At 37.9% G+C, this 12,322-nt stretch carries 15 protein-coding genes; 4 read left to right on the top strand and 11 right to left on the bottom strand.

Annotated features, from left to right (window positions below):
* Window positions 1-99: 99 nt before the first annotated feature.
* Together EPL02_RS04750 and fabL are read right to left on the bottom strand one after the other, a co-directional pair.
* The gene (locus tag EPL02_RS04750; protein WP_094911466.1) at window positions 100-276 is read right to left on the bottom strand and encodes a gamma-type small acid-soluble spore protein; all 177 of its coding nucleotides are present in this window, start codon (window positions 274-276) and stop codon (window positions 100-102) included.
* A gap of 72 nt (window positions 277-348) precedes the next feature.
* Window positions 349-1,098 (bottom strand): enoyl-[acyl-carrier-protein] reductase FabL, encoded by a 750-nt coding sequence (fabL, locus tag EPL02_RS04755; protein ID WP_094911465.1) that lies wholly within the window; start codon window positions 1,096-1,098, stop codon window positions 349-351.
* Between the two features lie 148 nt (window positions 1,099-1,246).
* Between fabL and EPL02_RS04760 the strand changes: the two genes are divergently transcribed.
* Window positions 1,247-1,471 carry a hypothetical protein gene (locus tag EPL02_RS04760; protein ID WP_094911464.1) on the top strand — a complete coding sequence of 75 codons (225 nt, stop codon included), beginning with the start codon at window positions 1,247-1,249 and terminating at the stop codon, window positions 1,469-1,471.
* Window positions 1,472-1,514: 43 nt separating this feature from the next.
* Here EPL02_RS04760 and mutY read toward each other — a convergent pair whose 3' ends face one another.
* Window positions 1,515-2,609, bottom strand: coding sequence for an A/G-specific adenine glycosylase (mutY, locus tag EPL02_RS04765; protein WP_094911463.1), 1,095 nt, complete (start codon window positions 2,607-2,609; stop codon window positions 1,515-1,517).
* A 139-nt stretch (window positions 2,610-2,748) separates the two neighbouring features.
* On the opposite strand from mutY, the gene EPL02_RS04770 reads away from it, so the two are divergent.
* Window positions 2,749-3,729, top strand: a complete 981-nt coding sequence (locus EPL02_RS04770; protein WP_094911462.1) for a metal-dependent hydrolase — start codon at window positions 2,749-2,751, stop codon at window positions 3,727-3,729.
* Between the two features lie 57 nt (window positions 3,730-3,786).
* Here EPL02_RS04770 and EPL02_RS04775 read toward each other — a convergent pair whose 3' ends face one another.
* Window positions 3,787-4,056, bottom strand: a complete 270-nt coding sequence (locus EPL02_RS04775; protein ID WP_025909533.1) for a YfhJ family protein — start codon at window positions 4,054-4,056, stop codon at window positions 3,787-3,789.
* Window positions 4,057-4,192: 136 nt separating this feature from the next.
* Here EPL02_RS04775 and EPL02_RS04780 point away from each other — a divergent pair, with 136 nt between their 5' ends.
* Window positions 4,193-4,351: a small, acid-soluble spore protein K gene (locus EPL02_RS04780; RefSeq protein ID WP_094911461.1), complete on the top strand. Its 159-nt coding sequence runs from the start codon at window positions 4,193-4,195 to the stop codon at window positions 4,349-4,351.
* A 44-nt stretch (window positions 4,352-4,395) separates the two neighbouring features.
* On the opposite strand, the gene EPL02_RS04785 is transcribed toward EPL02_RS04780, so the two are convergent.
* The gene (locus EPL02_RS04785) at window positions 4,396-4,716 is read right to left on the bottom strand and encodes a YfhH family protein (RefSeq protein WP_094911460.1); all 321 of its coding nucleotides are present in this window, start codon (window positions 4,714-4,716) and stop codon (window positions 4,396-4,398) included.
* Window positions 4,717-4,797: 81 nt separating this feature from the next.
* Between EPL02_RS04785 and EPL02_RS04790 the strand changes: the two genes are divergently transcribed.
* Entirely contained in the window at window positions 4,798-5,457 is a 660-nt protein-coding gene (locus EPL02_RS04790; RefSeq protein ID WP_131887148.1) for an SDR family oxidoreductase, read from the top strand.
* A gap of 31 nt (window positions 5,458-5,488) precedes the next feature.
* Here EPL02_RS04790 and recX read toward each other — a convergent pair whose 3' ends face one another.
* From recX to EPL02_RS04820, 6 genes are all read right to left on the bottom strand, one after another.
* Window positions 5,489-6,298 (bottom strand): recombination regulator RecX, encoded by an 810-nt coding sequence (gene recX, locus EPL02_RS04795; RefSeq protein WP_094911458.1) that lies wholly within the window; start codon window positions 6,296-6,298, stop codon window positions 5,489-5,491.
* 83 nt (window positions 6,299-6,381) lie between these two features.
* On the bottom strand, window positions 6,382-7,719 hold the full coding sequence (locus EPL02_RS04800) for a GH1 family beta-glucosidase (RefSeq protein ID WP_131887149.1): 1,338 nt from the start codon (window positions 7,717-7,719) through the stop codon (window positions 6,382-6,384).
* A 12-nt stretch (window positions 7,720-7,731) separates the two neighbouring features.
* A complete protein-coding gene (locus EPL02_RS04805) occupies window positions 7,732-8,637 on the bottom strand; it encodes a carbohydrate ABC transporter permease (protein ID WP_131887150.1) in 906 nt (301 codons plus the stop codon).
* Between the two features lie 3 nt (window positions 8,638-8,640).
* Window positions 8,641-9,540 carry a carbohydrate ABC transporter permease gene (locus tag EPL02_RS04810; protein ID WP_094911455.1) on the bottom strand — a complete coding sequence of 300 codons (900 nt, stop codon included), beginning with the start codon at window positions 9,538-9,540 and terminating at the stop codon, window positions 8,641-8,643.
* A 66-nt stretch (window positions 9,541-9,606) separates the two neighbouring features.
* Complete coding sequence (locus tag EPL02_RS04815) at window positions 9,607-10,911, bottom strand: ABC transporter substrate-binding protein (RefSeq protein ID WP_131887151.1); 1,305 nt, start codon at window positions 10,909-10,911, stop codon at window positions 9,607-9,609.
* A gap of 108 nt (window positions 10,912-11,019) precedes the next feature.
* Window positions 11,020-12,045 (bottom strand): LacI family DNA-binding transcriptional regulator, encoded by a 1,026-nt coding sequence (locus tag EPL02_RS04820; RefSeq protein ID WP_131887152.1) that lies wholly within the window; start codon window positions 12,043-12,045, stop codon window positions 11,020-11,022.
* Window positions 12,046-12,322: the final 277 nt, after the last annotated feature.

Below are 12,322 nucleotides of genomic sequence, written 5' to 3' on the forward strand. Positions count from 1 at the left end.
TTTAATTCCTTTGACGAGATATGTAAAGTTTCGAGAGCTTTTGTCAAATTAAAAAGCGAAGCCACGGTCCTTCATAAGAACCTTGGCTTCGCTTTACCATTAACCTTGGTATTTACCAGAGTTTTGGTTTTTCTTTGCTTCAGCTTGTGCGTTTTGTTGCTTCACGTGTTGTGCATCTGTTTCGCTAGCAAACTCAGCACCGTATTGGTTGTTTGCAGCTTGTGCGTTTTGTTGCTTTACGTGTTGCGCGTTTGTTTTGTTTGGTTGTTTTGCCATTGTAATCACCTCCACAAAAATTAATATGTCCAGGTGATTAAAGCGATATACACTCTTTTTTATTTTAGCTCATTACATTAATAAAGAACGGCCGCCGTCTACGATAAGCGTTTGACCACAAATCATATTGGCTTTATCCGATACTAAAAATTGAACCGCATCGACCATATCATTCGGTTCAACCATACGACCTGTCGGCGTGTGTTGACGTGCATCATCCAACAGTTCATTACGGTTTGGAAAATGTTTTAACGCTTCAGTATCAACAGCTCCACCAGATACTGCATTCACAATAATGTTTTTCGGAGCTAGCTCGACTGCAAGGTAGCGAGTTAGTGCTTCAACAGCAGCTTTTGAAACTCCTACTGTTGTGTAGTTTTCTAAATAGCGAATGGAGCCCAGTGAACTGATTGTTACAATTTTACCTCCACCGACCTTTTCCATTCTTTTTGCCGCTTCTTGTGCACAGAATAAATAGCCTTTGCTGTTAATATCCATCGTCCAGTCCCAATGTGTTTCTTCAAGTTCCATTATAGGTCGTAAAACACCAGATGCTGCGTTGCTAATAAATACATCCAAGCGTCCAAACGCTTCATCAATTTGCTCAAACATCTCTTTAATTTTTTCAACTTTACCCACGTTTGCTTTTACAACCAGCACTTCACGCCCAAGTGCTTTTACTTCTTCTGCTACTTCTAATGCTGCGCTTTTACTACGTGCATAGTTTAAGACGATATTATATCCATCCTTTGCAAGTCTTAGTGCAATTTCTTTTCCGATTCCACGGCTGCTTCCTGTTACAAGTGCTACTTTTTGTTCCATAATATCTACTCCTTATGTATCGTTCTGTTCATATTGTACTTATATTTCTGTATAAGAAACAAGGGGAGATGAAAAAATAAGTCTGCCTAGATTCATTTGCGCATGATGCAAGAACGAGGCTTAATTAATGATAAGAAGGTGATGAAGCATGTACGTAGGTCGTGATATGACTGAATTATCAATGATGGCAAAGACCGAATGGCGAGATAGCGAACTCGCATATTTTCATCATTCCCTCCAGCAAATCATGCCTTATTTAAATACTGAAGGCCAAGGTATTCATCGTCAAATTGTAAAAGAAATTGAAAATCGTGGCGGTCTGCATCGAAATGAAGCTGATTACACGCACTCTACCAGCGTAGTATATGATTAAACACAACCATAAAGAGACTGTGAACAACCACAGTCTCTTTTCATTAATTAATTTTATGATATTCCTTTAGAATTTTTTGATGAGACACTGGAAACGCATATTCTTCTATTTCTTTAACCGATACTAACTTTATATCATCCTGGTTAGAAATATGCCCTGTGAACACCCCTTTATATACGTTAATGTTCCACACAATATGGGAGAAGACATGCTGAATGACAGTAAATGGCGAATCTAGCATTACTTCTATATCATAATTTGCTTCAATAAAGGATGTAAGCTGGTTTTGCTCTTGACCAATGGTAAGATCCACTTCTACATTGGGAAATTCCCACAAGTTTGCAAGTAAACCTTTATTAGGCCGCTTGTGGATGAGGAAATTACCTTGTTCATCTGTAATAACAGCTGCTGCTATTTGCACAGTTCTTGGTGGCTTTTTCTTTGACTTAACCGGTAACTCCTGCTGAACACCCTGCTCAAATGCTCGACAATGTTCACGAACAGGGCATAAAAGACAGGACGGAGAAGTTGGCGTACATACAATAGCGCCTAATTCCATTAAGCCCTGATTAAAAAACGACGGGTTATCTTTTGAAATAATTTCATGAATGATCTCTTCAAAAATTTTACGAGTCTTTGGCTTTGCAATGTCGTCCCAAATTGATAAAATACGGGATAATACTCGCATAACGTTTCCATCAACAGCCGGCTGAGGTACCCCATATGCAATACTAAGGATAGCACCAGTGGTATAGGGCCCTACGCCCTTTAATTTCGAGATTTCATCCGGCGTATTGGGCACTTTTCCATCATATTGTTCATGCACTTCACGGACAGCTGCTTGTAAATTTCGCGCTCGTGAATAATAACCTAGCCCTTCCCATGCTTTTAATACATCGTCTTCAGGCGCATAGGCTAAGTCTACAATCGTTGGAAATTTCTCAATAAAATTATTAAAGTATGGAATCACTGTATCAACTCGGGTTTGTTGTAGCATAATTTCAGAAACCCATACTTTATAAGGATCTTGATCTTTTCTCCATGGTAAAATGCGCTGTTCTGTCTCAAACCATGAGATAAGATCGTGCTGAAATTGTTCTATTTGAAAATCTTTCACAATATCTTTACTTTGTTTCACGTTATATCCTCCGAGGTATGAACTATACATATACAATGTATTTGTATTGAAATGTTGTTCTTTTTCTATTCATGTTATACTCTAAACACACTTGCTTCTATCTGAAAAGTAAGGTTAAGCAAATAAGGAGGTTGCTTTAATGGATACTGGTACACATATTGCAATGGGAATCGCCATCGGTGCACTTGCTACTTTAGATCCTGTTGTCGCATCAAGCAGTGTCACCACAGAAGCCGTAATGATTGGCGTCATTGCCGGTTCATTAGCACCTGATTTAGATACAATTTTAAAACTTAAAAATAATGCTCACTACATTCGAAACCACCGTGGAATTACGCATTCAATTCCGGCAGTGGCGCTTTGGCCCTTGCTTATTATTGTAATTGTTTCGCTGTTTTTTCCAAACGCTAATTTATTCCACTTATGGATTTGGACCTTTGCAGCTGTTATTATTCACGTTTTTGTTGATGTATTCAATGCTTACGGCACACAAGCTTTAAGACCTTTTACTGATAAATGGATTGCGCTTGGTGTTATTAATACGTTTGATTACTTTATCTTTTCTGTCCATGTTGTTGCCATCTTAATTTGGTTCTTAGGGATGAGTCCTGGCCCAACCTTTATTACCATGTACAGTATTATTGCTTTGTACTACGTGTGGCGCTTTTACATGCGACATCAAATCGCTAAGAAAATACGTCAGAAATTTCCCGACGTAGTGAAAATGAATATCTCGCCAACAATTCGCTTTACGCACTGGCATCTAGCCATCACAACAAAAGAAAGCTTTCACGTTGGACGCGCAGTTGGCCAAAAAATCTTTATTTACGATACCTTTAAAAAGGTTCCTATTCCTGAGTCTGACGTAATTGATGTTGCTAAACGAGATGAAAACTTAGCTGCGTTCTTATCCTTTTCTCCAATTTATCGTTGGGAAGTTGACGAATACAGCGATCATATTGAAGTTCGCTTCATTGACCTTCGCTATCGCAGCAAAGATTACTATCCATTTGTAGCAGTTGTTCAACTTGATTACGATTTAAATATTATTTGTTCATATACGGGCTGGATTTTCAGTGAGAAGAAGCTTCGTAAAAAGCTTGATTATCTTCCTCACTAATCAATTCCAGCACCTAAAGCCCCCTAAGCTAGAGCCAGGGGGCTTTTCATTTGTAAATTAGTGCTTTAAATAATCATCATTATTTAATAAATGCTTATACTTTGGGTTTTTAACAGCCACTTCATGAAGCTTATCCCCGTAATGGTTAATATACATTTTAACCACCTGCTCAGCTGCTTCTTTCCCCTTATATTCATAGCCGGCTTTTGCATACGTTGACTCGAAATCTTCCCAAAATAATTCAACCCACGTTCTTGCTTGTGCATAAGAAAGCGTATCATTTTTTGCAAGTAATTGATTGGTGAGCCTTTCAAAAATATCTTCCATACAAACACCTCTGTTACCAAATTATTTATGAGTAAATGATTGGTTTCGACTTACACTAAGTCAAGGGAAGTATAGCTTTCCCTGACTTACTATATCATACACACAACAAATTCTTTTGTAAAAGGGGCGGTCTTGAATGCGTAATAAAGAAAAGAGCTTTCCAAACCAATCAAACAATAAATTAGAAGGCGAACCGCGCGCTAAAGCTGAATTCGCTTCAAAACGTGCTGACGGTACTATCAATACAAACCCACAGGAGCGCATGCATGCCTCCAACCAACGTACGAACGGCTAACAAAATAAAAGCACGAATTGATCACCATCAATTCGTGCTTTGTTCTATGAATTGCTTTTAAGCATTGAGATCGGTAATGCTTCTTCTTTGTCAGATGAGCCTAAACGGAACCCCCAAGCAAATACTCCATTCATGTAATCAATCTTAAAATATTGACCAGGAGCTCCTTCTATTTCATATACTTCACCAGGTTTATATGCAGATGGATCCAACAAGTACGACTTAGCCATGACGATTTTTCTTTCTAATACGGCATATTCATTAATCATTCCTAATTGTTCAGCTTTTCGTGCTTTATCATTTAGCACGCTAATCTCTTGCTGAATCTCATACGTACTCATTTCACTATACCTTTTGTCTGACACGCTGCTTCCCCCTTTTGTTCCTTTCTTTTTATTATAACAAAAGGTATAACTAAAAGGAGAGGAATATAAGGAGGCGCTTACATGAAAACAATCTTAATTACGGGTGGAGCAACAGGTCTTGGAAACGAGCTTGCTAAGCTATATGTCCAAAATGGCCACCAGGTCATTTTATTAGGAAGAAATGAAGACAGACTGAATAAAGCACAAGAAGCGCTAGGTAAAAGCTGCATTGCCACTGTTTCAGCGGACTTGACTAATTACGAAGAGCTTACACAAAAGATGGATAACCTTTTGTCTTTGCACTCCGTTGACGTTTTAATTAACAACGCAGGTATGGGACATTTTGGGCCACTTACAAGCTACACAAAAGAGATGATTGATGAAGTAATTAATACAAACATTAAAGGGACAATCTATCTGACACAATCCCTACTGCCTCATCTACAAACGCGTGAACAAACCACCATTTTAACTATTATTTCAACCGCGGGTCTACGAGGTAAGAAAAACGAATCTGTTTATGTCGCAAGTAAATTTGCTCTAAGAGGATTTGTTGAAAGTTTAAAAGTAGAATGTGAACATACTTCTGTTTCATGTACTGCTGCTTATATGGGAGGAATGGATACACCTTTTTGGGATAACAGTGATCATATCGCGGATAAAAGCCGCTTAAAACATCCAAGTGAAGTAGCTAGCATTATTTTCAACCAGCGCATGACAAAGGAAGACATTATGGTCTAACATCCACAAAAGCCTTGCTCTCAGCAAGGCTTTATTCTTCTTTCAAGGATGAAATAAACGCTTCAATTTGATCAATTGAAAAGCCTTTTCGGTAAAGATTTTGCTTCATTTTTTGCTCATACTCCCAGCCGCTATACTTCGCGTATTTACGATGAGCCTTCATGCCTTGCTGTGTAAGAGCTTGCCATTCTTCATCACTATCTTTCTCAACATCTACGTGCTGCATGGCTTCGTTAATAATGTTAAAAGAATAGCCTTTGTTCACTAAAAACTGTTCAATTTTTTGCTTCATGACTACTTCTGAGTACTTTTTATATTTCCCCTTCAGCTTTGCAATGAGTTTCATTACTGTTTCAATTTGTTCTTCCTTTGAGAAGTATTCAAGCGTAGAGTGAATGATATCTGATCGAATACCCTTTTCTTGGAGTTCTCGTTTAATAACGCTCGGCCCTTTTGGCGTAGTGTTAACCTGCGTAAGCACGTAGGCTTTGGCAAACTCTTCATCATTTAAATACATGTGAGAATGTAACCTTTGAATTACCTGCTGAGCAATCATATCGCCTACTTCTTTTTTCTTCAAATAATCTCTTACCTCTTTTTCAGAGCGCATTCGATACGATAGATACGTTACCGCTAAGTTATAAGCTTTCTTTTCCTCATCTGCAAATTGAATTTCTGCTAGTTCAAATTCATCCAATACTCGTCCTTTTTTTAAGTCATACTGAATGAGAACATTGGCATCAACACCAAAAGCAAATTCTTCGCCTTTTCCTTGATCTATATAAACATTAAATCTCTCTGCGCTATTCTTTTGCGTTGTGATTTTCGTAATAACTGTCATTTTTCCACCTCATCCAATTTAACAAAAAAATTCTTCTTGGCTCATCATATCATACTGAACCAAGAAGAACGTATCCGTTGCTTTTAAATTAAGATGCTGCGATTACTTTTAATAATTTCAGCATAGCGATATGCACTATCTTTCCAGATTCGCTCTTGAGAGTCAAAGTCTACATAGAGGATTCCAAATCGTTTATTGTAGCCAAAGCTCCATTCAAAGTTATCCATTAATGACCATAAATAATAACCTTCAATGCCCATTCCTTCTTCATTAAGTTCATGTACAGCCTGCAAATGTTGCTCCACGTACTCCACACGGCCTGCATCATGAACGCGGCCATTTTCGACAACATCATCAAACGCCGCTCCATTTTCCGTAATATAAATTGGAAGGTCGGTGTACTCTTTTCGTAAGCGATGGATTAAATCTTTAAACTCTTTCGGTGAGATATCCCAGCCCATCCCTGTTTTTGGATAGTCAGAATATGCTCCTTGGTACATAAAATCAGAAGCTGCGTTAAACTCAACTAGCGCACGACTATAAAAATTAATTCCAAAAAAGTCGCACGGAGTTGAAATTATATCTAAATCACCGGCTTGGATGAAATTATAGGAGTGAACGTATTTTGAAAAAATATTCATCATATCAACAGGGTACTGTCCTTTAAAAACTGGGTCCAAAAACCATCTGTTTGAATAACCATCTGCATTATTTGCCGCTAGCTGATCATTTAAAGAGCTTGTGTTTGCATATACAGGTGATAAATTTAGCGTAATTCCAATTGGGGTATTTGACTGTATTTCTTCTTTTAACACCCGCACGGCTTGACCATGAGATACTAAAATATGATGAGCTGCTTTTAGTGCTTCTTCCATGTTTTGATGCCCGGGTGCATGAACACCTTGATGATAACCGAGAAAAGCTGCGCACCATGGCTCATTATGAGTAATCCAAGAGTCGATATCCGCATCTAATTCTTGGAAGCATACGCGTGCATAATCCATAAACCATTGAACAGATTCTCGATTCGTCCATCCTCCTTCTTCATGGGCCCACACCGGCAAATCCCAATGATAAAGCGTTACGGCTGGCTTAATGTTTTCTGTACGTAGTTTTTTAATCAAACGTTTGTAGAACTCCATTCCCTGCTGGTTAAACACGCCTTTCTTTGGAAAAATTCGTGGCCAAGAAATTGAAAAGCGGTATGTATCGACTCCTAGCTTTTTAATTTGATCCACATCTTCTTCAAAGCGGTGATAGTGGTCACAAGCTACATTACCGTTATGCCCCTTATGTACTTTTCCTGGTATATCACAAAACACGTCCCAGATAGACGCTGTTCTTCCGTCTTCTAAATATGCCCCTTCAATTTGATAAGCAGATGTTGCCGTTCCAAACGTAAATCCTTTGTGAAATTTCATCCGATAATCCCCCTATTCTTTAATAGACCCTGCTGAAATGCTGTTAACAATGTATTTTGATAGAAATAAAAATGCGACCATAATTGGTACAACAGATATCGCAATACCTAAATAAAGTGAACCTAGGTTCTGAGCAACTTGAGAACCTTTCAAAAAGCCCATGAGCACTGGTAAAGTAAACTTTTCTGGAGAGAATAACACAACCAATGGTGTAATATAGTTGTTCCATGATCCAATGAACGTAAAGATAGACATCGTCGCAATTGCTGGCATCATGATCGGCATGGCTACTCGATGAAAAATGGTTAGCTCGCTCGCTCCATCAATTCGTGATGCTTCAATTAAGCTCGGATGAAGCGTCGTTTGAATGTATTGTTTTAAAAAGAACACTACAAACGGGCTTGCAATGGCCGGGACAATGAGTGGAATAAACGTATCTAGAATTCCAAGATTTTTACTTAGCTCATAAAAGCCAATTAAACCAAGCTGTCCAGGTACCATCATCATGACAAGCATGAAGACAAACAAGAAATTTTTCCCTTTAAACGTGTAAAAAGCAAATCCATAAGCAGTTAAAGCTGAGAAGTATCCTGATAGCACAGTGACAAGGACTGAAATAATTAAGCTATTTTTAAATCCTGTCCATATGTTGATATATTGCAGCATCGTTTCATAGTTTTCCATTAATGAAGAGCCTGGAAGAAGTTGAAATCCAGTCAAGATTTCTTCATTTGATCGCGTAGCATTAATCATCATCATAAAGAATGGAATAAAACAAATGACCGCTAAAAGGATAAGCGCTGCGTAAATAAACAGCTTGATTGCTTTTGCTTTTCCAGATCCGGGGGCTTTAACTGAAACCTTAGTCTCTAACGATTGACTTTGCTTACTTTTATTCACCACAGGTCGTTCTATCATTGATTACACCTGCTTTTCCTTTTTATTTTGGCTACCGTACATTCCTTTGAAGACAAAAATAGAGAAAATAACGGTAATGATAAATAATCCGTAGGCAACTGCTGATGCATAGCCGTAGTTATTGTATTTAAAAGCTTGATTATATAAATAGAGCACCATCGTATTTAGAGCACCATCTGGAGAACCAACTCCATCCGTTAGTAACATTGGTAAATCAAATAGCTGTAGGCCACCAATAAGAGACGTAATCATGATATATAGTAAAATTGGCTTTAATAATGGTAGCGTGATTTTCGTAAACGTTTGCCAGCGGTTAGCTCCATCAATTAGAGCGGCTTCATAGTAATCTCGTGAAATACCAGACACCCCTGCCATCACGACGATAAATGAATGCCCAAACCACATCCACGTTAAAATAAGAGACACCGAAAGCTGAGCCGTTGTCGGGTTATTAAGCCAGTTAATGGGCTCAGAGATAATTCCCAAACTCATTAATACCATATTTAATGACCCATGCTGCCAATCTAGTAAAATACCAAATAAAAGCGCAACGGAACTGATTGTGATTAAATTTGGCAAGTAAAAAATGGAACGAAAGAATGCCAACCCTTTCATTTTGACGCGCATATCGGAGAATATTGCTGCTAGCAGTAGCGCGATTCCAATTTGTAAAACAAAGTTTACTCCCCAAATTTTCCATGTATTAAAAAAAGCTTCCACAAAGTATTGATCCGTAAATAAGCGTGTATAGTTGGTTAATCCAACAACATCAGGAGTTCCGCTGCCGGTGTAGTTTGTAAAGCTATAATAAAACGTCAGTCCTACGGGGTAGATGCTGAAGATTAAAAAAACAATCCAAAAGGGGGCTATAAAAAGATATCCATATCGATTTACTTTGTTCATCCCTCTACCTTCTTTCTCAATTTTTAAAGGGGGCGACACCAAGCGCCAAGTGTCACCCCTATTTAATTAGCTCTTTGGCACAGTAATATCTGGGTATGCGTTTTTTACTTTTTCATAAAATTCTTTAATAGCTTCATTCTTCGATTTTTTACCTTCTACATATTCTCTGACAGCGTTACCAAAAAGAGTATCAATTTGCTGGTCATATTTTGTTACAATCCCTGCATCAATCTCTTCTGATTGTTTCAAGAAAAATTCATAGTTGTTTTGTCCACCTAAAAATTCGTCGCTGAAATCGCTTTTAATTTGATCCGTTACTGGAAGGTAAGATAATACATCTCCTGTTTCCTTTGCCCAGTCCGTTAGAAACTTATCTTCTTGCGTCATCATTTTGACAAACTTATATGCTAGCTCTTTGTTTTCAGATTTACTGTACACTCCAAGCCAAGTGCCCCCCCAAAAATAAGGCGTTGGTCCATTAGTAACGGCCCAATCTCCAGCTGAATCTTTTACGTTAGACTTTAATACGCTGTGCAGTCCCCAAGTTGGCAGTACATATGAGAATACTTCCGTTTCAATTTGCTGGCCGTTTTCTTTTACTTTTACCTTCTTATCCATTGATTCCAGCCAAGATGGTGACCATTCAGGTGCTAATGCCGTATAGTTCTTTGCACGTAACTCCTTTGCATAATCCATATATTCGATGCGCTCTTTTGTAAGCTTTAATTCGTTGTCTTTATTCACCCATGGCTGAGGATTTGTCCCTTGAGCAAACCAGCGCAGCGCACCTTCATCTGGGAACATACGATACCCTTTTTCTTTCATTTTCTCTGCTACTTTAAACAAGTTTTCCATTGAATTTAACATGCTTCCTACCTGATTTGGATCATCCGTGCCAAGCACTTCTTTTGCAATACTACGCTTATAGTAAATCCCTCCAGGTGTTGTTTGCCAAGAAACAGCGCGTACATTACCCTCTTTGTCTTTTCCTAAATCAAACGTGTAAGGTACATATTTGTCTTCCATCTTATCTACGTTGTAAGGATCCTGGGATAAGTTTTCCCAATACCCAGCGTCCACCCATTGTTTTAAAAACGCGATTTCTCCTGTAAATACATCAGGTGCTCCTACTCCACTTTCGAGTACAGGCTTTAGCTTTGTTGGATAATCTGCGATTGGTACAATTGTTAGTTCTACTTTCACACCATTCTTTTCTTCAAATGTTTTGATTGGCTTTTTCAATTCATCAGTGAATGACCAAATTCGTAAATCGACGTCTTTATCGCCCGATGCCTTATTACCGCCCGAACAAGCACCCAGCACGCCGCAAAGTAACACCATGACCATGAAAAAAATCCCCTGCTTTTTCATCTCTTTCTCCTCCTTCTCTATCACATAAAGCCTTCGCGAAAGCGGTTTCGGAAATAAGTTAAAAATAAGTAAATCGAAACCGCTTTCGATTTACTGTAAAAAATAATATTAGCTATTATTTTTTTCTTTTAATGCTAGACAGCTTTCTCGACAGACAAGCTCAACTGGAATGATGTTAGATGAAATTACCTTTTTCTTTTGAGTAATTTGTTCAATTAAGATTTGTGCAGCTTGCTCTCCCATTAAATCCGTATCTTGCCTAATCGTTGTCAATTTCGGGGTAATATACTGCGCCATATCAATATCATCAAACCCAATAATTGAGATATCCTCTGGTACTCCAAGCCCTCGCTCTTTTATGGCTTCGATTGCTCCAATTGCCATATGATCACCAGCTGTAAATACTGCTGTTGGCTGAACCTCTAAATCTAAAAGCTTATTCATTGCTAGCTTTCCTTCTTCAATTGAAAAGAAACCACCGTCTACTAAATAACCGTCTCGAATTGATAAGCCCATTTCTTGCATTGCCTTCTTGTATCCTTCTGCCCTTGCTTCTCCAACAGCATTTATAAAGCTTCCTGCAATATGAGCAATTCTTTTATGACCGAGCGAATGTAAATGTCGAACGGCTAGCTTTCCTCCTTCCACATTATCGGAATACACCGTACTGCATGGTGCTTCCATCATATCAATAACAACAATAGGAAGCTTGCTATTAATTAAATCTTGAATTTGAGAATCATCAGCTCGTGAACAAAATACAATAATCCCATCTACGCCTCGGTACATAAAATGTTCCAAATAACTAACATCACGATTACGTAAATTTCGTGAAGCAAAGATAAGGTCGTATCCTTCACGCTCTGCATGCTTTCTAAAACTTTCAATCACAGCGTTAAAGAACGGATGCTTCATACCAACGCCGTTTTCTTCAGCAAACACAACGCCAATCATATGAGATTTTTTTGTAGAAAGCGATTGAGCATTGGAATTAGGTAAATAGCCCATCTCAGCTGCAGCGCGTAAAATTTCTTGCTTCGTTTTTTCACTAACGTCTGAATAGTTATTTAAAGCTTTTGATACGGTTGTACTTGAAAAACCTGTTTTCTTTGCAACATCATAAATTGTAACCATTGTTTTCTCCTCTTTTACGAAAGCGCTTTCGATAGCGTCATTATAACGTATTCATTTTATATAGACAATACTTATTTTAAAATTTTCAAAAAATAAAATCAACTACTAAACATTTCTTTGAATGTTTTATAAAGTTTTCTTTATATGGTTTTATAAAAAGAAATGTTTTTCTCTACAAAAGAAAGGGTTTTATAACTACAAGTACTAATATAAGAACAATGATTGAAACCATTATTTTGGTAAACAATAGAACTAGTATTAGATGGTATTTATCAAA

This window comes from Bacillus sp. CBEL-1 (assembly GCF_004348885.1).
GTDB lineage: Bacteria > Bacillota > Bacilli > Bacillales > Bacillaceae_H > Priestia > Priestia aryabhattai_A.